This is a genomic window from Sphaerisporangium corydalis, from assembly GCF_025506355.1.
In the GTDB taxonomy this organism is placed as follows: domain Bacteria; phylum Actinomycetota; class Actinomycetes; order Streptosporangiales; family Streptosporangiaceae; genus Sphaerisporangium; species Sphaerisporangium corydalis.
Genome location: NZ_JANZYP010000020.1, coordinates 71,714 through 97,783, shown reverse-complemented (window position 1 = coordinate 97,783; position 26,070 = coordinate 71,714). Strand labels below are relative to the sequence as shown.

Here is a 26,070-nt window from a genome sequence, read left to right as displayed (position 1 = left end):
GAAGGAGAGACAGATGCGACAGCGGGTGCGGATCATGGTCCCGTTACTGGCGGCCGGCATGCTCGCCGTCGGCTGTACGGGCGGTGGATCGACGCCGGCCCCTCAGGGCTCGGGAGCGGCGAGCGCGCCGGCGGCCGACCAGGCCAACCCCAACGACCTGCCACGCAACGAGACGCTCTACACCAGCGGCACGCAGTGGGGTCCGCCGGCGAACTTCAACCCGCTCCGCGAGTGGGACTCGGCGACCGGCACGAAGGGCCTGGTCTACGAGACGCTGTTCCACTTCGACCCGAACGCCGGCAAGCTCACCCCGTGGCTGGCCCAGAGCGGATCCTGGACCGACGACACGACCTACGAGGTCAAGATCCGTCCAGGCGTCAAGTGGTCGGACGGGCAGCCGTTCACCGCCAAGGACGTCGCCTTCACCTTCGGGCTCGGCAAGATGGAGACCATCCCGTACCACCAGTTGTGGGAGTGGCTGAAGGACGTCCAGGCCGTCGACGACCAGACGGTGAAGTTCACCTTCAGCACGGCCAACTACCAGGAATGGGACTTCAACCTCTACAACCGGGCCATCGTGCCCGAGCACCTGTGGAGCAAGCTCTCGGAGGAGGACGTGCTCAACGGGGTGAACGAGAACCCCGTCGGCACCGGCGCCTACAAGTTCAGCAGCCACGACCAGGACCGCGCCGTGCTCCGCAGGCGCGACGACTGGTGGGGCAAGACGGCGCTCAACATGGAGCCCAAGCCGAAGTACATCGTCGACGTCGCCACCCCGAGCAACGAGGTGTCGATGGGCCTGCTCCTGCAGAAGGGCCTGGACCTCAGCAACAACTTCCTGCCCGGCGTCGCGAACCTGGTCAAGGGCAACTTCGGCCTGACCACGTTCTACAAGGACCCCCCGTACATGCTGTCGGCCAACACCGCCTGGCTCGTGCCCAACACCACCAAGAAGCCCATGGACGACGTGGCCTTCCGCAAGGCGCTGGCCACCTCGGTCGACGTCAAGAAGATCGTCGAGGGCGTCTACGGGAACCTGGTCAAGGCGGCCAGCCCCAGCGGCCTGCTGCCGCAGTGGGACCAGTTCGTCGACCAGGGCGTGGTGAGCCAGAGCGGCTTCTCCTTCGACAAGGCCAAGGCCAAGCAGATGCTCGCCGCCGCCGGCTACAAGGACACCAACGGGGACGGGCTGGTGGAGAACAAGGACGGCTCCAAGCTCAGCTTGAGCCTCATCGTGCCGTCCGGCTGGACCGACTGGATGGAGGCGGCGCGCTCCATCGCGGCCAGCGGCAAGGAGGCGGGCATCGACATCACCCCCGATTTCCCCGACTACAACGCCCTGGTGGAGAAGCGCGGCAAGGGCGACTTCGACCTGGTGATCAACAACGAGCGCCAGCTCTCCAACACGCCGTTCACTTACTACCAGTACCTCTTCCAGCTCCCGGTGCAGAAGGTGCAGAACACCGTGAACTTCGGGCGGTACGAGAACAAGAAGGCCTGGGACCTGGTGCACGACCTGGACAAGGTCAAGACCGACGACATCGAGGGGATGAAGGCGGCGGTGTCGAAGCTGGAGAAGATCCATCTGGACGAGCTGCCGGTCATCCCCCTCTGGTACAACGGCCTGTGGGCCCAGTCGAGCACCAGCACGTGGAAGAACTGGCCCTCCTCCGCCCAGGGCGCGCCCAAGTTCGCGCCCGCCATGTGGCGCAACTGGCTGGAGATGGGCGGGTTCGAGGCGCTCACCCAGCTCCAGCCCGCGGCCTCCTGACCGTCTGATGCCGCCCCCTCCCGCCGCGCGCGGCGGAGGGGGCCTTTCCCGGAGGCCTTCGTGCGCCGATATTTCGGTCGGAAACTGCTCATCTACGGGCTGACGTTCGTCGTCGCCGTCACGATCAACTGGATGATCCCGCGCTTCATGCCCGGTGACCCGGTCGCGAGCATGCTGGCGCGGGCCAGGGTGTCGCAGCCGGAGGCCGTGGAGGCGATGCGCGCCTACTACACCAGCCTGTTCGGCTTCGACCAGCCCGTGTGGCAGCAGTACCTCGGCTTCTGGGGCGCGCTGCTCCGGGGCGACTTCGGCATCAGCATCTGGGTGTTCCCCACGCCGGTGAGCACCGTCATCATGGGCGCCGTGCCGTACACGCTGGCGCTGATGATCCCCTCGGTGCTGCTGAGCTGGGTGGTGGGCAACCGGCTCGGCGCGTACGCGGCCCGGCGCAAACTCCTGGACAACACCGTGCTGCCCGTCGGCTACGTGCTGACCGCCACGCCGTACATGTGGCTGGCGGTCCTGCTGGCCTGGGGGTTCGGCGTGATCCTCGGCTGGTTCCCCGTCGCGGGAGGCTACAGCTTCTCCACGCGGCCCAACTGGTCGCTCGACTTCGTCCTGGACCTGCTGCACCACTGGGCGCTGCCGTTCGCGTCGCTGTTCCTGGTGGCGCTGGGCGGCTGGGCGATCGGCATGCGCAACATGATCATCTACGAGCTGGAGTCGGACTACGCCAACTACCTGTCGGCGCTCGGCGCACCGCAGCGGCTGATCAGGAGATACGCCTTCAGGAACGCGGTGCTGCCGCAGATCACCGGACTGGCGCTGCAACTCGGCGTGCTGGTGGCCGGCGCCCTGGTCACCGAGATCGTCTTCTCCTATCCGGGCCTGGGCAGCCTGATACTCAAGGCCATCCAGAACCAGGACTTCTTCCTGCTGCAGGGCACGTTCCTGTTCATCGTGCTCGGCGTCCTGGTCGCCAACTTCGTGATCGACATCGTCTACGTCGTGGTCGATCCGCGTACGAGGGCGGGAATGGCAGGCGCGACGGCATGACGGCCCTTCAGGAAGTGACGGCATGACGGCCCTTCAGGAGGTCCAGACCCGCGAGGTCCCCGCCACGCCGCCGGGCGCCTGGCGGGAGGCCCTGCACTTCGCGGTGCGCAACGCCAAGCTGGTGATCGGGCTCGGCATCGTGCTGGCGCTGCTCGCGCTGGGGCTGCTCGGCCCCCTGCTGGCGGGCGCGCCGCCCAACGAGTACGTCGGCCCGCCGATGCAGTCGCCGTCGGGAGAGTACTGGTTCGGCACCACGACGTTCGGCCAGGATGTCTTCGTCCAGTTCGTGTACGGGCTGCGCACGACGTTCCTGGTCGGGGTGCTCGGCGGCGGCATCGCGGCCGTCGTGGGCATGGTGGTGGGCTTCGTCGCCGGCTACCGGGGCGGCCTGGTCGACGAGGTCCTGAACATGCTGACCAACGTCATCCTGGTCCTGCCCGCCCTGGCCGTCCTGCTGATCGTCAACGCCTACCTCGGCATCCGCAGCGTCGGCGCGCAGGCGGTGTTCATCGGGCTGACGTCCTGGCCGTGGGCGGCGCGGGCGATCAGGGCGCAGACCTTCTCGCTGCGCTCCCGGGACTTCGTGGACCTGGCCAGGCTCAGCGGGGCGACCACCCGGAAGATCATCGTCCGGGAGATCGCGCCGAACATGAGCTCCTACCTGTTCATGACGTTCATCCTGCTGTTCGGCGGTTCGATCCTCATCGCCTCGTCCCTGGACTTCATCGGGCTCGGGCCCACCGAGGGCGTGTCCCTCGGGCTGATGCTGCAGAACGCGAGCCAGTGGAGCGCGATGCAGCTCGGGCTGTGGTGGTGGTTCGTGCCGCCCGGCGCGGGGATCACGGCGGTCGTCGGCGCCCTGTACGTGGCCAACGTGGGCCTCGACGAGGTCTTCAACCCGAAGCTGAGGGAGACATGAGCCTGCGGGTCACCGATCTGAAGGTCCACTACCAGACCCTGAAGGGCGAGGTGCGCGCGCTCGACGGGGTCTCGTTCGAGGTGGGGGACGGCGAGATCCTCGGGCTGGCGGGGGAGTCGGGCTGCGGGAAGACGACCCTGGGCAAGAGCCTGATCCGGATGGACGGCCGCATGCGCCACATCGGGGGCCGGGTGGAGCTCGACGGGGAGGAGCTGCCGGTCGGGGACGACCGGCGGATGAACCCCTTCCGCTTCCACAAGGTCTCGCTGGTCCCGCAGTACTCCATGAGCGCCATGAACCCCACCCGCAAGATCGGCAGGATGGTGGGGGAGCTGCTCAGGTCCCGTGGGGTGCCGCTGGACGCCGAGAAGCTCGCCGCCCGCCTCGACCTGGTGGGACTCTCGCCGGAGGTGCTCGGCCGCTACCCGATCGAGCTGTCGGGCGGCATGAAGCAGCGCATGGTGATGGTCATCTCCACGCTGCTCGACCCCTCGCTGCTCATCGCCGACGAGGTCACCTCCGCGCTGGACGTGTCCACCCAGAAGGGCGTGGCCACGGCGCTGGCCGGCTTCCGCGACAACGGGGTGGTGAACAGCATGATCTTCATCACCCACGACATCTCGCTCACCTACCAGATCGCCGACAAGATCATGATCATGTACGCGGGCAAGGTGGTCGAGCGGGCGCCCGCCAAGGTGATCGTCGAGGCGCCTCGCCATCCGTACACGAAGCTGCTGATCGACTCGCTGCCCGAGGTGGGCGTGCGGTACGCCGACCGGCGGCTGTCCGGCATCCCCGGCGGCCCCCCATCCCTGCTCGACCCGCCGACCGGCTGCCGGTTCAGGGACCGCTGCCCGCTGGCCTTCGACAAGTGCGCGCAGGAGCCCCCGGCGGCGGAGATCGAGCCCGGCCACGTCGTCGCCTGCTGGAAGGCATGATGCTGAAACTCGACAACGTCACCAAGGTCTACCGGACCGGCGCGTTCGGCGGCGGCAGCACGACCGCCGTGGGCGGGGTGAGCTTCGAGGTCGGTCCCGGCGAGGTCGTCTCGCTGATCGGCGAGAGCGGCAGCGGCAAGAGCACGCTCGGCCGGATGATCCTCGGCCTCACGCCGGTGACCAGCGGGTCCATCACCTGGAACGGGACCGCCGTCCGCCCGGCGAAGTCCTACTACCGCGAGGTCCAGGGCGTCTTCCAGGACCCGTTCAGCACCTTCAACCCCGTCTTCAAGGCCGACCGCGTGTTCCGGATGATCAAGGAGGTGTACTTCCCCGAGGTGCCGCCGGCCGAATGGGCGGAACGGGTACGGGCCTCACTCGCGGACGTACGGCTCAACCCCGCGCAGATCCTCGGGAAGTTCCCCCACCAGCTCAGCGGCGGCCAGCTCCAGCGCCTGCTCATCGCGCGGGCCCTGCTGCTGGACATCAAGCTGCTGGTGGCCGACGAGATCACCAGCATGCTCGACGCCTCGACCCGGATCGACGTGCTGAACCTGCTCGCCGAGCTCAAGGGGCGCGGGCTCGGGGTGCTGTACATCACCCACGACCTCTCGCTGGGCACCTACCTGGCCGAGCGCACGATCGTCCTGCGGCGCGGCACCGTCGCCGAGATGGGGCCGACCGAGACGGTGTTCACCGGGCCGAAGCACCCCTACACCCGGGAACTGCTCGCCGCCGTGCCCCGGCTGCGCGAGCCCTGGCAGGAGGCCGAACCCATCGAATCCTGCCTTTACCACGACAAGGCGGGCACCGGCGGGCTCCTGGAGGTGGAACCCGGCCACTATGTGGCATGCGCGCGGCTCGCCGGTTGCGCGGGGTAAAGGAGGGGGGTAAGGAGTTGGTGTGGAGCTTTCTGTCGTGGCGGACGAGCTGTACGAGGGCGCGCCCGAGGATTTCGTGGACAGGCGCAAACAGGCCGCCGCCGAGGCCAAGAAGGCCGGGGACGCCGCCCTGGCCAAGCGGGTCGGCGAGCTGCGGCGCCCGACCGTGTCGGCCTGGGCGGTCAACCGGCTGGCCCGCGCGGAGACCGGCGAGCTCGCCCGCCTGCTCGACCTCGGCGCCGAGCTGCGGTCGGCGTGGGCGGCGGGCGGGCATGTCGGCGAGCTGGACCAGCGCAGGGGCGAGCTGGTCGCCGGACTGGTCCGCATGGCGGTGACCCTGGCGTCCGAGGCCGGGCGCCCGCTGCGCGAGCCCGCCGTACGGGAGGTCGAGGACACCCTGCACGCCGCGACGATGGATCCGGCGGTGGCCGACGAGGTACGCGCCGGATGGCTGTCCCAGCCGCGGAGTTACGCCGGGTTCGTTCCGGTCGGCGAGCCCGCCCCGCCGGGTGCGGGATCGGCGGGGCCCGCCGTGAAGCGGCCGGCCAAGGCTGCGGGCGAACGGCGGGCGGGCACGAAACGCGATCCCCAGGCGGAGGAGGACGCGCGGCGGCGTGCGGAGGAGGAACGGCGCAGGCGGCTGACCGAGCAGGCCGACGCCGCGGCGGCGGAGGCGCGGGAGGCCGAGCAGGCGCTCGCCGAGTGGGATGAGGAGGTCGAGCGGGCCGGGCGGGCCCGGGCGGAGCTCACGGCCGAGGAGGAGCGGCTGCGGCGGGAGCTCAAGGCCGTACTCGACCGCCAGGAGGTGCTCACCAAGCGGGTGAGCGGGGCCGAGCGCGAACGGAACCGGGCCGCCCGCCGCGCCGCCGACGCACGCCGCCACGCCGAGGAGACCCGCAAGAAGCTGTGACGGCGGCCCTGGCACGGTGAGCCGTGGGGCCGGACGTGGTGGGCGGGGGCCGGGTGCGGGCGGGCCGCTCTCGGTGGCCCCGGCGCGGGGGTGGGAGGGCGCAACGGGGTAGGCATGGGGGTGAGGCCTCGTCGCCTCGCACGACCCGGCCGGTCCGGCGTACCCGGAAGCCAGGGCGGCGCACGGCGGAACGGCCGTGCCGAGCACAAGGGGAAGTCTGCGATGAACAAGTTCTCTCTCGTGGCCGTGGCCCGCCAGCAACTGGAACGGGCGGCGACGTCGACCGCCGGGCACGCGGCGGACACGGTCGTCGGCGGGCACGAGCACATCCTGCGGCACACGGTGATCGGCCTCACGGGAGGCACCGTCCAGGGCGAGCACGAGGTCCGGGGCGAGGCGACGCTGTACGTGCTGTGGGGGCGGGTGCGCGTGGTGGCCGGGGAGGTCTCGTGGGACGCGCAGGCCGGGGACCTGCTCATCGTGCCCGACGTCCGGCACCACATGGAGGCACTGGAGGACTCGGCCGTCCTGCTGACGGTCGCCATGGCCCTGTGACGGCCCCGTCCCCGGTGTCCAGGCCGAGGGCGGGGCCGCGCGGGTCAGGCGAGGGCGGGGCCGCGCGGGTCAGGCGAGGGTGGCGGCGTGGGGGTCCCAGCCGGCCGGGAGCGGTTCCGGTTCGGCCGTCGTGGTCGACAGGTGCCGGAACCCGCCGAGGCCGGCCGACTCGATGAGCGCCGTCATGGCCTCCAGCACGTGCAGGGCCAGCGTGCCGGACGCGCGGTGGGGCGGGCCGCCGCGCAGGGCGCGTGCCATGTCGACGACGCCGAGGCCCCGCCCGGTCGTGGTCCCGGAAATGGGCAGCTCGCGCCACTCGGAGTCCCCGGTGGCCCGCACCTTGAGCGGTCCCACGAAGGTGTTCGGGTCGGGCAGCGACAGCATCCCCTCGGTGCCGATGATCTGGATCATCGTCACGCTGGCCGGGGAGTCGAAGCTGAACGTCGCCGAGGCGCTCGCGCCGCCCGTGAAGTCGAGCAGCGCCATGACGTGCGTCGGCACCTCGACGCCGAAGCTCGTGCCGAGCTTCGGCCCCGATCCGATCACCCGTGTCGTACGGGCCTGCCGGGCGGTGGCCACCACCTTGGACACCGGGCCGAGCATGGCGACCAGCGTGGTGAGGTAGTACGGGCCCATGTCGAACACCGGCCCGGCGCCCGGCTGGTAGAAGAACTCGGGGTTCGGGTGCCACGGCTCGGGCCCGGGGCTCTGCATCACGGCGTTGGCGGCGATCGGCGTGCCGATCAGGCCGGACGCCAGGGCGCGCTTGGCCGACTGCAGCCCCGCGCCGAGGAAGGTGTCGGGGGCGTTGCCGACGAGCAGCCCGCGCGAGGCCGCCTCGGCGAGGAGTTTCTCGCCCTCTCCGGGGTCGAGCACCAGCGGCTTCTCCCCGTACACGTGCTTGCCGGCGCGCAGGGCGGCGGTCGCGACGGCCGAGTGCGCGGCGGGGACCGTCAGGTTGACGATGATCTCGGCCTCGGGGATCGCCAGGATGGTGCCGACGTCGCCCCAGGCGGGGACGTCGTGGGCGCGGGCCTTGGCCTCGGCGCGCTCGGCGTCGATGTCGGCGACCCCGACGACACGGACGTCGGGGAAGGAGGTGAGGTTGCGCAGGTACGCCTCGCTGATCGCGCCCGCGCCGACGACGGCGACGCCCACGGGTCCGGTGCTCATGCGCGCCCCAGCCCGGTCGTCAGGTACGCGTGGCTCTGGGCCAGGGCGTCGATGATGTCGGTGGCGCAGCTGTCGAGCTCGACGATCCGCCACGCGTCGGGGGCGGCGGCCAGGATGTCGGGCACCGGCATGACGCCGTCGCCGACGGCCGTGTGCGGTTCCCCCTTGACGACCGGGCCGTCCTTGACGTGCAGGGCCAGGACGCGGTCGCCGAGGCGTCCGAGCAGCTCGGGCACGTCGGCGCCGCCCACGGCGGCCCAGTAGGTGTCGATCTCCAGGAAGACCGCGGGGTCGAGCTCGCCGGCGAGCACCTCGATGGCGTGCCTCCCGTCGATCTTCGGCTCGATCTCCCACCAGTGGTTGTGGTATCCGAGCCGCATGCCGTACCCGGCCGCACGCTCCGCCAGGCCGTTGAGCAACTCGGCGGTGCGCGCGACGCCGTCGCGGGTGGTGAACTCCTGCTCAGGGATTCCTGCGGGGACGATCACGAGGTCGGTCCCGATGACGGCGACGGCGTCGAGGACGAGGTTCGGGTTTTCGGTGAGCAGCGCGTGGGCGTGCGTGCTGGAGACGGTGAGCCCGAGGTCGTCCGTCACCTGCCGGAAGCCCTTGGGGTCGTCGGTCGGCGCGAACGACTCCACGGCGCCGTAGCCGATCTCCGCGATCCGCCGTAACACGTCGTCGCGGTCGGCCTTCATGTGATCACGCACTGTGTAGAGTTGCACGCCCAGCGGCTTCACCATGGGGGTCGGATCCTCCTGGCTCACGTGGCGGAGTGCCGGCGCGGGTGCGCCATCCGCATCTCCGATTTGATCCGGTAAAACGTTAAAACGCTGCTTATGGAATGACAACGGGAAAGTTGCCTGGCCCGTCCGCGAGAACGACCCTACCGAACGTTGTTCCGGCGGATTAGCCTCGGTCGTGTGACCCGACCCGAGACCGCGTCCGTGATCGAGGCCCTCGACCGCGACGGCTACGTGATCGTGCCGGACGTGCTGGCCGGGGACGAGGTCGCCGGGATCCGCGCCGGGCTCCAGACCCTGCTGGCGGCGACCCCGACCGGCCGCGACGACTTCGAGGGGCACCGCACCCGGCGGATCTACGCGATCTTCGCCAAGACCCGGCTGCTGGACGGCCCGGCGACCCACCCGCTGGTGCTCTCGGTCCTGGACCACTACCTGTACGACTACCAGCTCAGCGCGCCCACCGGCATAGAGATCGGGCCGGGCGAGGTGGCGCAGCCGCTGCACCCCGACGACGGCGTCTACCCGATCCCCCGGCCGCACCGCCAGCTCGTGATCAACGTGATGTGGCCGCTGGACGCGTTCACCGAGGCCAACGGGGCCACCCGCATCGTCCCGGGCAGCCACCGCTGGGGGGACGAGCGCCCGGAGCCCGGCGCGCCGGTGATCAGCGCCGAGATGCCGGCCGGCTCCGCGCTGATCTACCTCGGCACCCTGTGGCACGGCGGCGGCGCCAACCGCACCGACCGGCCGCGCCTCGGGGTCGTCATGCACTACGCGGCCGCCTGGCTGCGGCCCCAGGAGAACCACCTGCTCGCCGTCCCGAGGGACGTCGTGCGCGGGCTGCCCGAGCGCCTCCAGGAACTGCTCGGCTACAACATCTGCCCGCCGTTCATCGGCTACGTGGACGGCCGGCACCCGCGCCGCCTGCTGCGGTGAGGTGGGGAGACCGGCCCGGCCTCCCCACCACTCGCTACGACAGGACCGCCCTCCTCGCGGGGCGCTCCGACCTGCCGGGTGCTACGACCCGGCGCTCCGACCTGCCGGGTGCTACGACCGGCCCGAGACGGCACCGGCGGGCTCGCTCGGCGCCTCCTCGATGGGCGGCACTGACGGCCTGGCCGCCCGGCGTGCCGTCCGCCGGGCCCGGCTCTTCTCCTTGCGGTTCTCGACCATGGTGTACAGGGTCGGGACCAGCACCAGCGTGAGCAGGGTCGAGCTGATCAGGCCGCCGATGACGACGATGGCCAGCGGCTTGGAGATGAACCCGCCCCCGCCGGTGATGCCCAGCGCCATGGGCAGCAGCGCGAAGATGGTGGCCAGGGCCGTCATCAGGATCGGCCGGAGCCGCCGCCTGCCGCCCTCGACGACCGCCTCGTGCAGGGGCATGCCCTGTTCGCGGTACTGGTTGATCAGGTCGAGCAGGACGATGGCGTTGGTGACCACGATGCCGACGAGCATCAGCATGCCGATCATCGCGGCCAGGCCCAGCGAGGTGCCCGTCGCCAGGAGCAGGCCGATGGCCCCGGTCGCGGCGAACGGGATCGACACCAGCAGCACCAGCGGCTGGATGAGGCTGCGGAACGTCGCCACCATGACGAAGAACACCAGGGCGATGGCCGCGACCAGCGCCAGCCCGAGGCTGCCGAACGCCTCCGCCTGGTCGGCGCTCACGCCGCCGATCTCGTAGGTCGCCCCGGCCGGGAGCGAGAGGGCCGCCAGCTTGGTCCGCAGCTCGGTGTTGGTGGCGCCGAGGTTCGCGCCGGTCGCCTTGGCCGAGACGGTGGCGCTGCGGTCGCCGTCGATGCGCGTGACCACGACCGGCCCGTTCACCTGCCTGACCGTCGCCACGTCCCCGACGGTGACCTTCCCGACGATCTTCAGGTCGCGCAGGTCGCCCAGCGAGGCGGGCGTGTCGCCGCCGCGCAGGATGACGTCGGCCGTGGTCCCGTCCATGGCGAGCTGGGTGACGGTCGTGCCACGGAACGCCTGCGAGACGGCCTGGCCGACGGCGATCTCGCTGAGCCCCTTGGCGGCCGCCTTCCTGCGGTCCACGGTGACGTCGACGCGCGGGGCGGTGTCGGCCACGCTGCTGGTCACTTCGGTGACGTCGGGGACGCCCTGCATGGCCCCCTGCACGGCCTGGGTGGCGGTGCGCAGGGTGTCGAGCTGGGCCGCCCGCACGACGACCGCCAGGGAGTTGCCGCCGAAGCCGCCGGCCTGTCCCACGGTGATCTCGCCGGCGTCCTTGAGCGCGCCGAGCCGGTCGGTCAGCTTCTTCTCGACCGCCCCGGCGTCGGTGCCGTCGCGGAGCGTCAGGGAGTAGCTCGCCCGCGCGGTGCCGCCACCCCCGCCTCGACCGGCCGCGCCGCCGAACACCCCGCCGCCGCCACCGCCCACGGTGACCTGGTACGACTCGACCTCGCTGGTGGAGGTGACGACCTCCTCGACCTTCTTGGCCATGGTGTCGGCCGCCGCGAGGGACGTGCTGACCGGCAGGGTCTGCCGGACGCTGATGGTGTTCTGCCCGGAGTTGTCGATGAAGCTGGTCTTGAGCATCGGCACCAGGCCCAGGGTGACCACGAAGATCACCAGGGCGACGGCGACCGTGGTGATCCGGTGCCGGGTGGCGAAGCGGATCACCGGGACGTACAACCGCTGGAGCGGGCTGCGGCGCTCCTTCTCGTCGGCCGCCCGCCGGATGGCCTCGGTGTCGCCGGCCTTGGGCCGCTTCATGAACCAGTAGCTGAGCACCGGCACGACGGTCAGCGAGACCAGCAGCGAGGCGAGCAGCGCGACCGTGACGGTGATCGCGAACGGGCTGAACAGCTCGCCGACCAGGCCGCCGACGAAGGCGATGGGCAGGAAGACCGCGACCGTGGTCAGCGTGGAGGCGGTGACCGCGCCCGCGACCTCGCGCACGCCGTTCTCGACGGCGTCGCGCTTGTCCTCGCCGTACGACAGGTGGCGCTTGATGTTCTCCAGGACGACGATCGAGTCGTCCACCACCCGCCCGATCGCGATCGTGAGCGCGCCCAGGGTCAGCATGTTCAGCGAGAAGTCCTGCGTCCACAGGGCGATCAGCGCGATCAGCACCGACAGCGGGATCGACACCGCCGTCACGATGGTGGAGCGCAGCGAGAACAGGAACAGCAGGATGATCAGCACGGCCATGGCGAGGCCCAGCAGGCCTTCGGTGGTGAGGCTCTCGATGGCCTGCTCGACCGACGGCGCCTGGTCGAAGATCACGGTGAACCGGACGTCGTCGCCGAGGCCCTTGGCCAGCGCCGGGAGCTTGGCACGCACGTCGTGCGAGATCGCCACCGCGTTGCCGTCGGGCTTCATGGTGACCGAGACGCCGAGGCTGGGCTTGCCGTTCGTGCGGGTCAGCGTCGTCGCGTCGGCGAGTGCCAGCTTCACGGTGGCCACGCTGCCGAGCCGCACGGGCTTGGGGGCGGCGACCGGGCGGACCGGCGCCACCTGGCCCTGGCCGCCGGCCCCGGCCTGCCCGGCGGGACGCCGCTGCGCCTGCCCTTGCCCCTGGCCCTGCGCCTGAGCCTGGCCCTGGGCCTGGCCGGTGGCGGCGGGGGGCAGGTAGAGGTCGCGGATGTCCTTGACCGAGCCGAGTGTCGTGCCGACCTGGACGCTGAGCGACTGGCCCGCCTTGGTGAGCGTGCCCGCGGGCACCGGTGTGCCCGCCGACTGGATCGCGGTGGCGATCGCCGAGGCGGTCAGCCCGTGCTTGGCCAGCTCGTCATCGTCCGGCGTGATGGTGACGACCTGGGCGCGGGTGCCGCTGACCGTGACGTCCCTGACGCCGGCCACGCCGCTGAGCGCGGGGACCACCTGGTCGTTCAGCTTGTCGGCGAGCCGCTGCTGGTCCTGGGTCGAGGCGGCGGCGAGCTGGAGCACCGGGATGTCGTCGGTGCTGCCCGCGACCGCCTGCGGGTCCACGCCGTCGGGAAGCTGCGCCTGCACCCGGCTGATCGCCTGCTGGATCTGGCCCTGCGCCGCGTCGATGTCGGTCCCGTAGTCGAACTGCACCTGGACCGTCGAGCTGGACTCGCGGGAGGTGGAGTTCACACCGGTGACGCCGGTGATGCCGCGGACGCTGTCCTCCAGCGGCCGGGTGACGTGGTCCTCGACGATCTGCGGGGCGGCCCCGGGGTAGGTGGCGACGACCGACACGGCGGGGAAGGACAGCGAGGGCAGGAGCTGCTGTTTGAGCGCCGGGATCGTGTACACGCCGAAGGCGGCCACCACGATCGTGATGAGTGCGACGAGCCCGCGGTTGGCGAGGCTCAGTCTGGCGAGTAAGGACATCGGTCCACTTCTTGTCGGTTCGGCGAGGACGGCGGGCCGTCCGGGGGAGAGGGGGGTGACGGCTCGCGGCCGGGGTGTCCCGGCCCGTACTCCTAGGCTCATCGCCGCCGGAGGTGTGGACGTCCACCGTTGGGAGGGTCTTGGCCTACCGCGAACGCCGTAGGCGATGGGGGTGTCTACCACGCCCGCCGGTACCGCGTCATCCCGCCCGCGGACGCACCAGGCCGGTCTCGTAGGCGATCACGACGAGCTGTGCCCGGTCGTGCGCGCCGAGTTTGATCATCGCACGGTTGGCGTGGGTCTTGGCGGTCATGCGGCTGATCCCGAGCCGGTCGGCGATCTCGTCGTTGGTCAGACCGTACGCCACCAGCGTCATCACCTCGCGCTCGCGGTCGGTCAGCACCGCGAGGTCGTCCGGCGCGTGGTCGGCCCTGGCGCCCGGCGCCGACAGGAAACGGGCGATCAGGCCCTTGGTGGCGACCGGCGACAGCAGGGCGTCGCCGCGCGCCACGACGCGGATCGCGTCCTGCAGCTCGCCGGCCTCGACGCCCTTGCCGAGGAAGCCGCTCGCCCCGGCGCGGAGGGCGGCGAACAGGTACTCGTCGATCTCGAAGGTCGTCAGCACCAGGACGCGCACCGCGGCGAGGTCGGCGTCGGAGGTGATCGCCTGGGTGGCGGCCAGGCCGTCCATCTCCGGCATGCGGATGTCCATCAGGACGACGTCGGCCCGGGTGGCGCGCGCCAGCCGCACCGCCTCGTGGCCGGTGTGCGCCTCGCCGACCACCTCCAGGTCGGGCGCGGAGTCGACCAGGACGCGGAACCCGGCCCGTACCAGAGCCTGGTCGTCGGCCAGCAGCACACGAATGGGCGCGAGGTCGGTCACCGGGCGCCCGCCCGCGTCACGGCGTTCGCCCGCGGCGCGTGGGCGGTCACAGGGCGCTCGTCCGGGGGGCGGGCAGGACGGCGTGGACGCGGAAGCCGCGTCCCAGGGACGGCCCGACGCTGAACGTCCCGCCCACCGACAGCGCCCGCTCGCGCATCCCGAGCAGCCCGTGGCCGCTGGTGGTCACGGCGTGGTCCTGGCCGGGGAGGGCGTGGTCCTTCCCGCCCCGGCCGTCGTCGCTGACGTCGACGGTCAGGTCCCGCTGCCCGTAGGTGATGAGCACCCGCGTGCTCGCCGCGCCCGCGTGCTTGCTCACGTTGGTCAGCGCCTCCTGCACGACGCGGAACGCGGTCAGCTCCACCGGCGAGGGGAGCGGCCGGGGGGTGCCCTGCAGGTGGCAGTCCACCTTCAGGCCGGCCGTCGTGAACGAGCTGATCAGCTCCGGGAGGCGGTCCAGGCCAGGGGCGGGCTCGGTGGGCAGCTCCTCGGTGCTGCCGGGCCGCCGCAGCAGCCCGACCGTGGTGCGCAGCTCGTCGAGCGCGGCGCGACCGGCCTGGCGGACGTGGCCGAGCGCGACGCGGGCCTGCGCCGGCTCGTCGTCGAGCACGTGCGAGGCGACCTGGGCCTGCACGTTGATGAGCGCGATGTGGTGGGCGAGCACGTCGTGCAGCTCCCTGGCGATGCGCAGCCGTTCCTCCATCACCCGCCGCTCGGCCTCCTCCTCGCGGGTCTGCTCGGCCCTGAGCGCGCGTTCCTCGACGGCGGCGACGTAGGCCCGGCGGCTGCGCACCGAGTCCCCGGCGGCCGTCGCCATGGCGATCCACGCGAGCTGCCCGGCCAGCTCGGGCCCGAACCAGGAGACGTCGGTGAAGATCAGGCGCACCACGGCGAGGACCAGCGCGGAGATCGCGCCCGCGATCCAGGCGACGCGGCGGGGATTGTGGGTGGCCAGGGTGGCCATCGCGACGGCGGGCACCAGGTCCAGGGCGCTGCGCGCGCCGTTGACGGCCAGGTGGACGGCGAGCGCGCCCACGGTCACGGCGAGGACGGTGCGCGGCCAGATCCGGCGGAACACCAGGGCGCCGCACATCACCCCGCCCAGCACGACCGTGGCCGTGGTCAGCGGCAGGGCGTACTTGGGGTGGCCCGCCTGGGGGCCGGTGGCGGTCACCGCGAAGGTCAGCGCGGCGATCACCAGGTCCACCAGGTAGGGGCGGGCGCGAATGGCGTTCCGCAGCGCGATGAGACGACTCACGCCACTACGTTAGGGCTGACCTGCCCCGTTTTCCTCGTCCGTGGGGAGAATCCGGCCCTACCGCGATCGCGGTACGCCCGCCGGGCGGCGGGCCGCGCCGGTTGTGCCGGTGCCCAGGCTTCGACGAGATCGCGGCCTGTTGTGGAATTTTCACGGCAACTATTCATAATCAAGAAGCGTGATCGGTGCGGAGACCGTAACCAGTGCTAGATGAAGGCGGCTGAGTCAGGACATGTCGGCAAAGCTTTTTTGACCTTCTCGTGAACGTGACTTTCTCGACCAGAGGTGCAGTGTGTTTCTGCAGGTCACAGGGTCGACGGGGTGTGGGGCCCCGCGGTGTGGCCGACGACGACCGATCTTCGCCGCCAAGGCGGTCTACGGACAACGGCGAGTCGTACGGTGACAAGTAAGGAGACGACATGGCCAAACCGAGGGAAGCCCCCGGCCTGATCGGTGAACTGGCCGCGGAGTTCGCGGGCACGCTGATCCTCATCCTGTTCGGTACGGCCGTGGTGGCCCAGGTGGTCGCGGGCGGCATCGGAGACCACGACAGCATCGCCTGGGCCTGGGGGCTCGGGGTCACACTCGGCGTCTACACCGCGGGCCGGATCAGCGGCGCCCATCTCAACCCGGCCGTCACCATCGCGCTCGCGGTCTTCAAGGGCTTCGAATGGCGCAAGGTGCTCCCCTACTCGCTGGCGCAGACCGCGGGGGCCTTCGTCGCCGCGCTCCTGGTCCGGTGGAACTTCAGCGAAGTGCTCTCCATGGTCGACCCGGGTCACACCATCAAGACCCAGGGCGTCTTCTCCACCCTCCCCGGCAACGGCACCCTGCCCGTGCACGAGTGGGGGGCCTTCCGCGACCAGGTCATCGGCACCGCGATCCTGCTGTTCCTCATCCTGGCCGTCACCGACCTGTCCAACAGCTCCCCGGCCGCCAACCTCGCCCCGTTCGTCGTCGGCCTGATCGTCGTCGCCATCGGCATGGCATGGGGCACCAACGCCGGCTACGCCATCAACCCGGCCCGCGACTTCGGTCCCCGCCTCGCGTCCTTCCTCACTGGGTACGGGACGGCGTGGCGAGATCAGTACGGGAACCTCTACTTCTGGGTGCCCATCGTGGCGCCGGTCATCGGGGCGGTGATCGGGGCCGGCCTCTACCAGACGCTCGTGGCCCGCTATCTGCCCACGACGCTGGAGCCCGAGCCGGGTACCGTCCCCACCGAGAGGGAAGCCGTCTGAGGCGCGAGATGCCCCACCCGGCCACAAAGGAGGCAACATCACATGCCTGAGTTCGTAGGAGCAGTCGACCAGGGTACGACGAGCACCCGCTTCATGATCTTCGACCACGGTGGCAACGAGGTCGCGCGCCACCAGCTCGAACACGAGCAGATCCTCCCGCAGGCCGGGTGGGTCGAGCACAACCCCGTGGAGATCTGGGAGCGCACCCGCGCCGTCGCCGAGACCGCGCTCGGCAAGGCGAACCTCTCGGCGTCCGACCTGGTGGCGCTCGGCATCACCAACCAGCGCGAGACGACGGTGGTGTGGAACCGCAGGACCGGCCGGCCGTACTACAACGCCATCGTCTGGCAGGACACCCGCACCGACCGCATCGCCAGCGCGCTGGAGCGCGAGGGCAAGGGCGAGGTCATCCGCCGCAAGGCCGGGCTGCCCCCGGCGACGTACTTCTCCGGCGGGAAGATCAAGTGGATCCTCGACAACGTCGACGGCGTGCGCGCGGCGGCCGAGGCGGGGGAGGCGATCTTCGGCAACACCGACACGTGGCTGCTGTGGAACCTCACCGGCGGCACCGACGGCGGCGTCCACGTCACCGACCCGACCAACGCCAGCCGCACGATGCTGATGAACCTGGAGACCCTCGACTGGGACGACGAGCTGCTGTCGTTCTTCGGCGTCCCCCGCGCGATGCTGCCGGAGATCCGGCCGTCCTCCAACCCCGACCTGTACGGCGTCACCCGCGCCGACGGCCCGCTGCGCGGCGAGGTGCCGCTGGCGGGCGACCTCGGCGACCAGCAGGCGGCGACCGTCGGCCAGGTCTGCTTCGGGATCGGCGAGGCCAAGAACACCTACGGCACCGGCAACTTCCTGCTGCTCAACACCGGCAACGAGCTGGTCCGCTCCAAGCACGGCCTGCTGACCACGGTCTGCTACCAGTTCGGCGCGGAGAAGGCCGTGTACGCGCTGGAGGGCTCGATCGCGGTGACCGGCTCGGCGGTCCAGTGGCTGCGCGACCAGCTCGGTATCATCTCGGGCGCCGCGCAGAGCGAGGGGCTCGCCCGGCAGGTCGAGGACAACGGGGGCGTGTACTTCGTGCCCGCGTTCTCGGGGCTGTTCGCGCCGTACTGGCGGTCCGACGCGCGCGGCGCGATCGTCGGGCTGTCCCGGTTCAACACCAACGCCCACATCGCGCGGGCCACGCTGGAGGCGATCTGCTACCAGTCCCGCGACGTCATGGAGGCCATGGAGAACGACTCGGGCGTCCACCTCGACGTGCTGCGGGTGGACGGCGGGGTGACGGCGAACGACCTGTGCATGCAGATCCAGGCCGACATCCTGGGTGTGCCGGTGTCCAAGCCCGTGGTCGCCGAGACGACGGCGCTCGGCGCGGCGTACGCGGCCGGGCTCGCGCTGGGCTTCTGGAACTCCACCGAGGAGCTCAAGAGGAACTGGAACGAGGACAAGCGCTGGCTGCCGACGTGGTCGGACGAGCAGCGCGCCGAGGGGTACGCGGGCTGGAAGAAGGCCGTGGAGCGCACGATGAACTGGGTCGACGTCGACTGACCTACGCCCAGGCCCGCCCGTCCTGGAGGCCCGACCGGTACCCGCCGGCCGGGCCTCCGGTCTTTTCGGGGCACCCGATTCGCGGAGTAGCTCCTGGAAATAGGGCTGTTTACCGGAAATTCGTACTTTGTTCTGACTCTGCGCCGGCCGGGGTGGCGGGCGCGGGGGGGCCGTCCGCGCTGGTCGGTGGCGTGCGGCCAAAGGCCAGCGGCATCTCCTGACCAATCTGACCGATTCGTGTCATCAAAGCCTGATATTTCCTGACATTCCTTGCGGTGGAATTGTCCGTTCTGTCTCATCAACCCCCCGTGGACCCGGAACTCTCCCTCTGGGCCGGGTCCGGAGACAGAAGGAGAGACTCGTGAGACGAGTCGCGATCCTCGCAACGGCCACCGCCGTGATGTTCACCGTCACCACCGTGACGACCAGCCCCGCCGCCAACGCCCTCACCCCGCCGAACATCCCCTCCGCGAGTACGGCGAGCTCGGAGCTCGCCGCCCTCACCGTCGACGTCGAGAGGAACGCGGGCACCTACGACCGCGACCTGTTCCCGCACTGGATCACCATCTCGGGCGCCTGCAACACCCGGGAGACCGTGCTCAAGCGCGACGGGACCAGTGTGGTGACCAACTCCAGCTGTGCCGCGACCTCGGGCAGGTGGACCTCGCCGTACGACGGCGCCACCTGGACCGCCGCCTCCGACGTGGACATCGACCACATGGTCCCCCTGGCCGAGGCCTGGCGCTCCGGGGCGTACGCGTGGACCACCTCCAAGCGCCAGTCGTTCGCCAACGACCTCACCAACGCCCAGTTGTGGGCGGTGACCGACAACGTGAACCAGTCCAAGGGCGACTCCGACCCGGCGAGCTGGAAGCCGTCGCTCACCTCGTTCTGGTGCACCTACGCCCGCGCGTACATCGACGTGAAGTACGAGTGGGGCCTGACCGTCCAGAGCGCCGAGAAGTCGGCGCTGTCCACCATGCTCGGCACCTGCTGACCCGCCCGCGCCGGCCCGGCCGGCGCTGAGGTCCGCCCAGGGCGCCGTCCCCTACGGCGCCGAGGTCCGCTTCGGGCCGCCGTCCCGCCTGCGCGGGGCGGCGGCCCGTCGCCGTTGGCGGCTCGGGATTGACAACCGGAGTGATCGATCCGCATCATATAAGCGGAGTTTCGACTCCGCTTCATCCGACCTGCCAAGGAGCGACCCATGTCCGAGACGCCCGCCCCCGCCGCGCCGCGCGAGGTCTTCGAACGGCTGATCGCCGGGATCTCGGCCCGTGCCTGGCACGGGCTCGCCGACCTGTACGCGGAGGACGTCGTGATCGAGATCCCGTTCGCCCTGCCGGCCCCGACACGGATCGAGGGCCGCGACGCGGTCCGCGCGCACTTCGACAACGGGCCCGGCGCCGACCTGACGATCCAGGTGCGCGACGTCGTGGTGTACGAGACCACCGACCCCGAGGTGATCGTCGCCGAGTTCGTCTACGACGGGCGGGTTGCCTCGACCGGGCGGGAGTTCACGGTGCCCAACATCCAGGTGCTCAGGGTCCGCGACGGGCGGATCGTGGCGTCACGGGACTACCACCACCACGTCGCGCTCGCCGACGCCTTCGACCGCCTCCCGCAGGCCGTCGAGGCCTTCACCGGCCAGGGCCTTCACAAGCCGTAGGCCAGGGAGTTCACCAGTGGTAGGAGGTGAAGCCGGCGTGGATCCTCGGGGCCAGTGCCCGGTGGCGCGGCTCGTGCACGGCCCGGCCGCACTCCGGGACGACCGGGTCGCCGCGCCCGGTGTCCAGGTAGGCCTCGGCCACGTAGCCGCCGCCCGGGAGCATGTCCCACACCTTGCTGGTCCCGTACGTGCCGGTGACCTCGTCCCCCACCTTGTGGCAGACGATCGTGACCCGCTGGCCGTCCCGCCGCCTGCCCACGACCTTGCTCGTCGCGGACGGCTCGGCCCGCACGTTGACGTGCTCGCCCGTCACGGTGTTCACGGTGACGGTGCGGTCGCCCGGCACGCGCGCGGCGGCGTGACCGGCCGCCGCGGTGAGCACCGACCCGGCCAGTGACGCCACGGTGAGGGACGCGGTGGCGGTGATGGATGTGCGCATGGTGACACCTCTTCCCGTCATGTGCCGCCGCCGGTTCGACGGCCCCGAAATGACTACTTATTCGAGTCATGTCACTACGTGACGCCATCGGTCCAGCAAGACGCGCCCACGATGGGGAATTCAGGAAGAACCGGTCACCTGCCACACCACCGGGCACGAAGGTCTTGACGTTGACGTACGCGTCAACGTCCAGGATCGGGCCACAGGTCCGGCCGCCGGCCGGCGTTCGTGGAAGGTCCGTGATGTCAGCCTTTCGTTCCCATGAGGTCCGTCTCGCCGCCCGGCCGCCGGGCGCGCCCGGCCCGGAGCACTTCGCCGTCGCCGAGGTGGCGGTGCCCCGTCCCGGCCCGGGTGAGGTCCTGGTGCGCAACCGCTGGATGCCCGTGTCCGCCGTCATGCTCTCCCTGGTCACCGGCGCCGGGCCGATGCCGCCGTACGAGGTGGGCCGGGTCCTGCACGGCCCGGCCATCGGCGAGGTGCTGGCGTCGGGCGACCCGGACCTGTCCCCGGGCGACCACGTGTCGCACGGCCTGGGCTGGCGCGAGCACGCCGTGGGCGAGGCGGGGCTGTTCCGCCGGATCGGCCCGGTCACGACCTCGTCCGACGCGGCCGTCCACCTGGGGCAGGGGCTGACCGCCTACGTCGGGCTGCGGGACGTCGCCGCCGTGCGGCCGGGGGACACCGTGTTCGTGACGGGGGCCGCCGGGGCCGCCGGGAGCGCGGCCGGGCTGATCGCCCGGCTGCTCGGCGCGGGCCGCGTCGTCGGCGGTGCCGGTTCGGCGGCCAGGGCGCGCGAGCTGACCGCCGCGCTCGGCTTCGACGCGGCCTTCGACCGGCACGACGGGCCGGTGGCCGCCCTGCTCCGGCAGGCCGCTCCCGGCGGGGTGGACGTGGTCTTCGACACCGTGGGCGGCGAGCATCTGCGCGCGGCCGTCGGCGCGGCCCGGCCCGGCGCCCGTGTCGCCCTGTGCGGGGCACTCGCCCACCAGCTGGGCGGCGCGCGCGCCGAGACCGGGCTGGACCTGATGACGCTGATCGGCCGCAGGGTGACGCTGCGGGGCTTCACGGCGTCCGACCACCCGGAGTCGCGCGCGGCCTGGATCAGGGACGCGGAACGGTGGCGGCGGGAGGGCCGGCTGGCGTTGCCGCACACCGTCGTCGACGGGCTGGCCGGCGCTCCCGGTGCCCTGCTCGGCCTGCCCGCCGCCGAGGCGGTGGGCGTCACCCTGATCCGCCTGTGACCGTGGCGTGCGGGCGGCGGTCCGACGCGGGCGGGCACGCGGGTCCGTTGGAGGCGGGTGGGCGGCGGGCCGGGCCGCGTGTGACCATGGCGTCCATGCGGATATCCGACGTGGCCCGCGCCGCGGGCACCACCCCCCGGGCGCTTCGCTGGTACGAGAAGGAGGGGCTGCTGTCCCCTTCCCGCACCTCGGCCGGCTACCGGGAGTACGACCCCGGGGCGGTGCTCCGGGTGCGCAACATCCGCGAGCTGCTCGCGCTCGGCTTCACGATCGAGGACGTGCGCGCGTTCGCCGATCTGCTCGACCTGCGGGTGCCCGACCGCTTCGCCGGGCCCGGAGGCACCGGATGCGCCGTCGCGCTGGAGACGGCGCGGCGGCGGCTCGCGGTCCTGGACGAGCGGGTCGCCGCCGTCACGCGCGTCCGCGACCTGCTGGCGGAGCGCCTCGCCGAACCCGGCCGCTGAGGGGTCAGTGGCGGCCCCGGCCGGAGACCAGGTCGCGGATCCGGTCGGCGGTGCCGACGAAGGGGCTGGTCGCCTTGAGCAGCCCGGGGTGCGGTGGTGTGTGCGGGTGCGGGCGGGTCGGTGCCATCCGCCGGGCTCGGTCGATCTTGGTGCCGAGCTCCTCGGCCCGCTCCGGGGTGAGGACCAGGCGCAGTTCCGGCCAGACCTGCTCCTCCTCGAACGCGAAGTGCTCGCGGGCCTCGTCGATGAAGCAGTCGAGCATCTCCTCGTACCTGAGCTTGGAGGGGTCGTAGCCGATCAGGTCCTCCAGCAGGAACTTGGCCCGCCGTTCCTGCCTGATCGCCTTGTCGGCCAGCTCCCGGCCGCCGGAGACCAGTTCGCGGACGGCCGGCCAGAAGTACTCCTCCTCCAGCGCCTCGTGCTTGGACTCCTCGGTGATCAGGCGGTCCACCTGCCGCTTGCGCACGACCAGCCGCTCGGACTCGCTGACGCCCACCAAGGGGGCCCCTGCCTCGATCTCGGCCAGAAGATGCCTGACCTCGTCATGGTCGCGGCGCAGAACTTCGAACACGTTCGCCATGGCCTGCCTCCCAATGCCGGTGGCGGCTCTACTCCTTCCTCTGGGCCCTTGCCGGTATTTACGCAGGTAAACGCATGTTTGTGGTGAAATATGAAGTTTGTCGGGATGTCGGATGCAGTGGGCGGTTCAGCCCTTGTCGGCGCCCTCGTTGGCGCCACGGATGAAGTAGCGCTGGAAGATCACGAAGATGACCGCCACCGGGATCGTCGCCAGCACCGCCGCGCCGAGCTTGAGCGGGTACTGCGTCCCGACGCCGAGCGAGCCGCTGACCAGGTCGGCCAGCCCGCGCGGCAACGTGAACAGGCTCGGGCTCTGCACCGACACCAGGCTGTGCGGGAACTCGTTCCACGTCCCCTGGAAGGAGATGATCGTCAGCGTGATCAGCGCCGGGCGCGCCATCGGCAGGACGACCGACCAGAACGTGCGGAACACCCCCGCGCCGTCGATGCGCGCGGCCTCCTCGACGCTCACCGGGATCGACTCGAAGAACTGTTTCATGATGAAGACGCCGGCCGCGTCCGCGATCACCGGCAGGATCAGGGCCGAATAGCTGTTGTACAGCCCGAGCTGGTTGAGCACCAGGAACTTCGGGATGAACAGCACCACGCCGGGCACCGCGATGATCGCGACGATGGCGGCGAACATGGTCCTGCGGCCCCGGAAGCGGAGCCGCGCGAGCGCGTACCCGGCGAGCGAGTCCAGGAAGACCCGCCCCACGGTCACGATCACCGTCACCAGGATCGAGTTGCCCAGCCACAGCGGCAGGTCGGTCCCGAAGAAGACCCGTTCGTAGCCGGCCAGTGACAGCGGCGAGGGGATCGGCGACAGCGGGTTCGCCGCCGCGTCGGCCTCGGTCTTCAGCGAGTTCGCGATCTGGATGACGAACGGGTACAGGAAGACCAGCGAGAAGAAGACCAGGACCGCGTACCCGGTGAAGGTGGAGACCATGCTCCGGCCGTCCCCCGGCCGGTGGGTGATCGCCTGTGCCGTGCGCCGGCCGGTTCTCCGGGACATGTCAGGAGCTCCCTTGCTTGCGCGGGCCGGCGCCGGCGTCCGCGACCCGGTCGCGCATCACCCACCGCTGGACCAGCGTCATCACCACGATGATGAGGAACAGGACGAACGAGATCGCCGTCCCTGACCCGTAGTCGAAGTCGCGGAACGCCGTCCGGTACGACAGGTACGCGGGCGTCAGCGTGGTCTTCGCCGGGTTGCCCTGGCTCATCACGTACACCTGGTCGAACACCTGCCAGGTGCCGATCAGCCCGAGGGTCAGCACCAGGAACAGCGTGGGCCGCAGCATCGGCAGGGTCACGTGCCGGAACCGCTGCCAGGCGCCGGCCCCGTCGATCAGGCTCGCCTCCTCCAGCGTGACCGGGATGTCCTGGAGCGCGGCCAGGAACATCAGCATGAACGTGCCCGAGGTCGTCCAGACGACGAGGATGATGATCGTGCACATGGCGACGCTCGGCCCCGACAGCCAGTCCCACCACGTCAGCCCGAACGGGCCCCCGCCGGTCAGCGCCGCCGGGGGAGCGGCGCCGTCGACCAGGCCGAGCCCGCCGAGCAGCAGGTGGAGCACGCCCCGCGAGTCGGAGAACCACTCGGGGCCGCTGATCCCGAACATGCTCAGCAGGCTGCCCACCGCGCCGGAGTTGGCGAAGATGAACAGGAACACCACGCTGACGGCCACCGAGCTGGTCACCGACGGGAAGAAGAACGCGCTGCGGAAGAACGTCTTCCCCTTGAGCATCCGCCCGTTCACCACCAGCGCGAGGCCGAGCGCCAGGGCGGTCTGCACCGGCACCACGATCGCGACGTAGTACACGTTGTTGCGGATGCTCGTCATGAAGTCCTGGCGGGCCAGGTCGTCCTGGGTGAACAGCCGGACGTAGTTGCCGAGGCCCACGAACGGCGCCCGGCCGGTGAACGGGCTGCCCTGCCCGTTCCAGGAGGTCAGGCTCACCCACATCGCCATCAGGATCGGCAGCAGCATGAACACGCCGAGGATGACCACGACGGGCGCCAGGAACAGCCAGCCCGCCAGGTTCTGCCTGGTGGCCGAGCCTCTGCCGAGGCGGCGGCGGTCGATCGCGGACGCGGCGTCCACCATTTCCTCTCCTTCCCGCGGGGCCCTCCCGGGACGGCCGCCCGCCCGTGGGGGGCGGCCGGGGCCGGGAGGCCGCTCAGTTCCCGAGAGCGCTCTGGGCGTTCTTCTGCAGGCGGGCGAGGATCGTCTTGGGCGCGGTCGTGTCGAGCTGCTGGAGGCCGGCGTCGAAGTCCGCCAGCACGCTGTCCATCTTGGGCGCGTTCACCGGCCCCTGGGCGTAGCCCGCGCCGTCGGCGAACGCGGCGTCCTCGGGGAACTCCTTGACGAACTGGTCCTTGGCCGACTCGCGGGAGGGCATCACGCCGAACGCGCGGGCGAACTCCATCTGCTGGCCGGTCTTCGTCATCGCCTCGACGAAGCTGATCGCCTGCTCCTTGTGCCTGCTCTTGGCCGCGACGCCCCAGCAGTTGGTGAACGAGAGCGTGCCCTTGCCCTTGGGACCGGCGGGAAGCTGGTACGCGGCGTAGCCGACGTCGGGGTAGTCCGCCTTCATGGCGCCCTTGATCCAGTTGCCCTCGATGGTCATCACGGCCTTGGCCTTGCCGAACGCCTCACCGGCCCAGCCGGAGTCCAGCTTCTTCGGGAACTTGGCCAGCCCGCCCTTCAGCAGCGACTGGACGTAGTCCAGGGCCTTGACGTTCTCGGGGCTGTCGGCCGTCGCCTGCTTGCCGTCCGGGCTGGTGATCCAGCCGCCCGCCTCGACCATGAAGGCGCCGATGCGGTCGCGGGTGTCGCCCAGCGCCAGCGGCACCATGCCCTTGGCCTTGATCTTCCCGGCGACCGAGGTGAGCTGCTCCCAGGTGGTGGGGACGTCGGAGTCGCCGAGCCCGGCCTTCTTCCACAGGTCCTTGTTGACGATCAGCGCCAGCGTGGAGAAGTCCTTCGGCACGCAGTAGAACTTCCCGTCCCGCGTGAACGTGGTGCGCAGGCTCTCGTAGAAGTCGTCCGGGTCGGAGATCTTGTCCCCGTACGGCTCCAGCGCCCCGACGGAGGCGTAGTCGGCGAAGCGGGCGGCGTCCACGTAGAAGACGTCCGGCGGGCTGTCCCCGGCGAAGGCCTGGCCGAGCTGCTGCGTGAGGTCCTGCGCGGGGGTCACGGTCGCCTTGTTGCCGCTGGCGGTGGCCCAGGCGGCCGCCGCCTTCTGCACGGCCGAGGTCTCGGCCGCGCCGGAGGAGCCGATGAGGATCTGCAGCGAGGCCGGCCCGCTGCTCTGCGTGGTGGTGCCCTGGCCCGCGGTGTCGTCGAAGCCGCTGCCACAGGCCGCCGAGGCGAATAGTGTGCCGCACGCGGCCGACGCCAACGCCGCGGTCCGGAGGTAACTGCGTTTCATCGCGCTGTCCTGATCTTCGTGATGGGTGGTGG

Annotated in this window: 24 protein-coding genes; 14 read left to right on the top strand and 10 right to left on the bottom strand. The window is 71.0% G+C overall.

All coding sequences use genetic code 11. The features are described from left to right. Window positions 1-13 precede the first annotated feature (13 nt). The 7 genes from NYZ98_RS16595 (at window position 14) to NYZ98_RS16565 (ending at window position 7,030) form a co-directional block, all read left to right on the top strand. Complete coding sequence (locus NYZ98_RS16595) at window positions 14-1,771, top strand: ABC transporter substrate-binding protein (protein WP_262843682.1); 1,758 nt, start codon at window positions 14-16, stop codon at window positions 1,769-1,771. A 60-nt stretch (window positions 1,772-1,831) separates the two neighbouring features. Beyond that, on the top strand, window positions 1,832-2,827 hold the full coding sequence (locus NYZ98_RS16590) for an ABC transporter permease (RefSeq protein ID WP_262843681.1): 996 nt from the start codon (window positions 1,832-1,834) through the stop codon (window positions 2,825-2,827). 22 nt (window positions 2,828-2,849) lie between these two features. Then, window positions 2,850-3,746: an ABC transporter permease gene (locus tag NYZ98_RS16585; RefSeq protein ID WP_262843680.1), complete on the top strand. Its 897-nt coding sequence runs from the start codon at window positions 2,850-2,852 to the stop codon at window positions 3,744-3,746. After that, on the top strand, window positions 3,743-4,684 hold the full coding sequence (locus NYZ98_RS16580; protein ID WP_262843679.1) for an ABC transporter ATP-binding protein: 942 nt from the start codon (window positions 3,743-3,745) through the stop codon (window positions 4,682-4,684). The genes NYZ98_RS16585 and NYZ98_RS16580 overlap by 4 nt, the downstream gene beginning before the upstream one ends. Continuing rightward, window positions 4,684-5,565 carry an ABC transporter ATP-binding protein gene (locus NYZ98_RS16575; protein ID WP_262843702.1) on the top strand — a complete coding sequence of 294 codons (882 nt, stop codon included), beginning with the start codon at window positions 4,684-4,686 and terminating at the stop codon, window positions 5,563-5,565. The genes NYZ98_RS16580 and NYZ98_RS16575 overlap by 1 nt, the downstream gene beginning before the upstream one ends. 22 nt (window positions 5,566-5,587) lie before the next feature. Beyond that, window positions 5,588-6,475, top strand: coding sequence for a hypothetical protein (locus NYZ98_RS16570; RefSeq protein WP_262843678.1), 888 nt, complete (start codon window positions 5,588-5,590; stop codon window positions 6,473-6,475). 222 nt (window positions 6,476-6,697) lie between these two features. Further along, a complete protein-coding gene (locus tag NYZ98_RS16565) occupies window positions 6,698-7,030 on the top strand; it encodes a cupin domain-containing protein (protein ID WP_262843677.1) in 333 nt (110 codons plus the stop codon). A 69-nt stretch (window positions 7,031-7,099) separates the two neighbouring features. On the opposite strand, the gene NYZ98_RS16560 is transcribed toward NYZ98_RS16565, so the two are convergent. Continuing rightward, window positions 7,100-8,203: a Gfo/Idh/MocA family protein gene (locus NYZ98_RS16560; protein ID WP_262843676.1), complete on the bottom strand. Its 1,104-nt coding sequence runs from the start codon at window positions 8,201-8,203 to the stop codon at window positions 7,100-7,102. Next, window positions 8,200-8,946 (bottom strand): sugar phosphate isomerase/epimerase family protein, encoded by a 747-nt coding sequence (locus NYZ98_RS16555; protein WP_262843675.1) that lies wholly within the window; start codon window positions 8,944-8,946, stop codon window positions 8,200-8,202. The genes NYZ98_RS16560 and NYZ98_RS16555 overlap by 4 nt, the downstream gene beginning before the upstream one ends. Window positions 8,947-9,126: 180 nt before the next feature. Between NYZ98_RS16555 and NYZ98_RS16550 the strand changes: the two genes are divergently transcribed. Next, entirely contained in the window at window positions 9,127-9,885 is a 759-nt protein-coding gene (locus tag NYZ98_RS16550) for a phytanoyl-CoA dioxygenase family protein (RefSeq protein ID WP_262843674.1), read from the top strand. Between the two features lie 111 nt (window positions 9,886-9,996). On the opposite strand, the gene NYZ98_RS16545 is transcribed toward NYZ98_RS16550, so the two are convergent. From NYZ98_RS16545 to NYZ98_RS16535, 3 genes are all read right to left on the bottom strand, one after another. After that, window positions 9,997-13,269: an efflux RND transporter permease subunit gene (locus tag NYZ98_RS16545; RefSeq protein WP_262843673.1), complete on the bottom strand. Its 3,273-nt coding sequence runs from the start codon at window positions 13,267-13,269 to the stop codon at window positions 9,997-9,999. Between the two features lie 199 nt (window positions 13,270-13,468). Further along, window positions 13,469-14,152, bottom strand: a complete 684-nt coding sequence (locus NYZ98_RS16540; protein WP_262843672.1) for a response regulator transcription factor — start codon at window positions 14,150-14,152, stop codon at window positions 13,469-13,471. A 46-nt stretch (window positions 14,153-14,198) separates the two neighbouring features. Next, window positions 14,199-15,407, bottom strand: a complete 1,209-nt coding sequence (locus NYZ98_RS16535; protein WP_262843671.1) for a sensor histidine kinase — start codon at window positions 15,405-15,407, stop codon at window positions 14,199-14,201. Window positions 15,408-15,826: 419 nt separating this feature from the next. Here NYZ98_RS16535 and NYZ98_RS16530 point away from each other — a divergent pair, with 419 nt between their 5' ends. The 4 genes from NYZ98_RS16530 (at window position 15,827) to NYZ98_RS16515 (ending at window position 19,874) form a co-directional block, all read left to right on the top strand. Then, window positions 15,827-16,648 (top strand): MIP/aquaporin family protein, encoded by an 822-nt coding sequence (locus NYZ98_RS16530; RefSeq protein WP_262843670.1) that lies wholly within the window; start codon window positions 15,827-15,829, stop codon window positions 16,646-16,648. Window positions 16,649-16,690: 42 nt separating this feature from the next. Beyond that, a complete protein-coding gene (gene glpK, locus NYZ98_RS16525; RefSeq protein WP_262843669.1) occupies window positions 16,691-18,208 on the top strand; it encodes a glycerol kinase GlpK in 1,518 nt (505 codons plus the stop codon). 361 nt (window positions 18,209-18,569) lie between these two features. Beyond that, window positions 18,570-19,205 carry an HNH endonuclease family protein gene (locus NYZ98_RS16520; protein WP_262843668.1) on the top strand — a complete coding sequence of 212 codons (636 nt, stop codon included), beginning with the start codon at window positions 18,570-18,572 and terminating at the stop codon, window positions 19,203-19,205. Between the two features lie 207 nt (window positions 19,206-19,412). Further along, window positions 19,413-19,874 carry a nuclear transport factor 2 family protein gene (locus tag NYZ98_RS16515; protein WP_262843667.1) on the top strand — a complete coding sequence of 154 codons (462 nt, stop codon included), beginning with the start codon at window positions 19,413-19,415 and terminating at the stop codon, window positions 19,872-19,874. Between the two features lie 10 nt (window positions 19,875-19,884). Here the strand turns inward: NYZ98_RS16515 and NYZ98_RS16510 are convergent, their stop codons facing one another. Then, complete coding sequence (locus tag NYZ98_RS16510; RefSeq protein ID WP_262843666.1) at window positions 19,885-20,313, bottom strand: hypothetical protein; 429 nt, start codon at window positions 20,311-20,313, stop codon at window positions 19,885-19,887. A gap of 242 nt (window positions 20,314-20,555) precedes the next feature. Between NYZ98_RS16510 and NYZ98_RS16505 the strand changes: the two genes are divergently transcribed. Together NYZ98_RS16505 and NYZ98_RS16500 are read left to right on the top strand one after the other, a co-directional pair. Then, on the top strand, window positions 20,556-21,554 hold the full coding sequence (locus NYZ98_RS16505; protein WP_262843665.1) for an MDR family NADP-dependent oxidoreductase: 999 nt from the start codon (window positions 20,556-20,558) through the stop codon (window positions 21,552-21,554). Window positions 21,555-21,649: 95 nt separating this feature from the next. Then, window positions 21,650-22,018: a MerR family transcriptional regulator gene (locus NYZ98_RS16500; RefSeq protein ID WP_262843664.1), complete on the top strand. Its 369-nt coding sequence runs from the start codon at window positions 21,650-21,652 to the stop codon at window positions 22,016-22,018. Between the two features lie 4 nt (window positions 22,019-22,022). Here the strand turns inward: NYZ98_RS16500 and NYZ98_RS16495 are convergent, their stop codons facing one another. The 4 genes from NYZ98_RS16495 to NYZ98_RS16480 all read right to left on the bottom strand — a co-directional run bounded on the left by NYZ98_RS16495 (window position 22,023) and on the right by NYZ98_RS16480 (window position 26,038). Continuing rightward, window positions 22,023-22,598: a hemerythrin domain-containing protein gene (locus NYZ98_RS16495; RefSeq protein WP_262843663.1), complete on the bottom strand. Its 576-nt coding sequence runs from the start codon at window positions 22,596-22,598 to the stop codon at window positions 22,023-22,025. A 126-nt stretch (window positions 22,599-22,724) separates the two neighbouring features. Next, window positions 22,725-23,612, bottom strand: coding sequence for a carbohydrate ABC transporter permease (locus tag NYZ98_RS16490; protein ID WP_262843662.1), 888 nt, complete (start codon window positions 23,610-23,612; stop codon window positions 22,725-22,727). A 1-nt stretch (window position 23,613) separates the two neighbouring features. Beyond that, window positions 23,614-24,711 (bottom strand): carbohydrate ABC transporter permease, encoded by a 1,098-nt coding sequence (locus NYZ98_RS16485; RefSeq protein ID WP_262843661.1) that lies wholly within the window; start codon window positions 24,709-24,711, stop codon window positions 23,614-23,616. Between the two features lie 73 nt (window positions 24,712-24,784). Next, window positions 24,785-26,038: a sugar ABC transporter substrate-binding protein gene (locus tag NYZ98_RS16480; protein ID WP_262843660.1), complete on the bottom strand. Its 1,254-nt coding sequence runs from the start codon at window positions 26,036-26,038 to the stop codon at window positions 24,785-24,787. Window positions 26,039-26,070: the final 32 nt, after the last annotated feature.

What these genes read in the sequence shown, in the direction of transcription:
- NYZ98_RS16595 (WP_262843682.1), top strand. Translation starts at nt 14, where the DNA reads ATGCGACAGCGGGTGCGGATCATGGTCCCGTTACTGGCGGCCGGCATG.
- NYZ98_RS16585 (WP_262843680.1), top strand. Translation starts at nt 2,850, where the DNA reads ATGACGGCCCTTCAGGAGGTCCAGACCCGCGAGGTCCCCGCCACGCCG.
- NYZ98_RS16580 (WP_262843679.1), top strand. Translation starts at nt 3,743, where the DNA reads ATGAGCCTGCGGGTCACCGATCTGAAGGTCCACTACCAGACCCTGAAG.
- NYZ98_RS16575 (WP_262843702.1), top strand. Translation starts at nt 4,684, where the DNA reads ATGCTGAAACTCGACAACGTCACCAAGGTCTACCGGACCGGCGCGTTC.
- NYZ98_RS16565 (WP_262843677.1), top strand. Translation starts at nt 6,698, where the DNA reads ATGAACAAGTTCTCTCTCGTGGCCGTGGCCCGCCAGCAACTGGAACGG.
- NYZ98_RS16560 (WP_262843676.1), bottom strand. Translation starts at nt 8,203, where the DNA reads ATGAGCACCGGACCCGTGGGCGTCGCCGTCGTCGGCGCGGGCGCGATC.
- NYZ98_RS16555 (WP_262843675.1), bottom strand. Translation starts at nt 8,946, where the DNA reads ATGGTGAAGCCGCTGGGCGTGCAACTCTACACAGTGCGTGATCACATG.
- NYZ98_RS16545 (WP_262843673.1), bottom strand. Translation starts at nt 13,269, where the DNA reads ATGTCCTTACTCGCCAGACTGAGCCTCGCCAACCGCGGGCTCGTCGCA.
- NYZ98_RS16530 (WP_262843670.1), top strand. Translation starts at nt 15,827, where the DNA reads ATGGCCAAACCGAGGGAAGCCCCCGGCCTGATCGGTGAACTGGCCGCG.
- glpK (WP_262843669.1), top strand. Translation starts at nt 16,691, where the DNA reads ATGCCTGAGTTCGTAGGAGCAGTCGACCAGGGTACGACGAGCACCCGC.
- NYZ98_RS16515 (WP_262843667.1), top strand. Translation starts at nt 19,413, where the DNA reads ATGTCCGAGACGCCCGCCCCCGCCGCGCCGCGCGAGGTCTTCGAACGG.
- NYZ98_RS16510 (WP_262843666.1), bottom strand. Translation starts at nt 20,313, where the DNA reads ATGCGCACATCCATCACCGCCACCGCGTCCCTCACCGTGGCGTCACTG.
- NYZ98_RS16505 (WP_262843665.1), top strand. Translation starts at nt 20,556, where the DNA reads ATGTCAGCCTTTCGTTCCCATGAGGTCCGTCTCGCCGCCCGGCCGCCG.
- NYZ98_RS16500 (WP_262843664.1), top strand. Translation starts at nt 21,650, where the DNA reads ATGCGGATATCCGACGTGGCCCGCGCCGCGGGCACCACCCCCCGGGCG.
- NYZ98_RS16495 (WP_262843663.1), bottom strand. Translation starts at nt 22,598, where the DNA reads ATGGCGAACGTGTTCGAAGTTCTGCGCCGCGACCATGACGAGGTCAGG.
- NYZ98_RS16490 (WP_262843662.1), bottom strand. Translation starts at nt 23,612, where the DNA reads ATGTCCCGGAGAACCGGCCGGCGCACGGCACAGGCGATCACCCACCGG.
- NYZ98_RS16485 (WP_262843661.1), bottom strand. Translation starts at nt 24,711, where the DNA reads ATGGTGGACGCCGCGTCCGCGATCGACCGCCGCCGCCTCGGCAGAGGC.
- NYZ98_RS16480 (WP_262843660.1), bottom strand. Translation starts at nt 26,038, where the DNA reads ATGAAACGCAGTTACCTCCGGACCGCGGCGTTGGCGTCGGCCGCGTGC.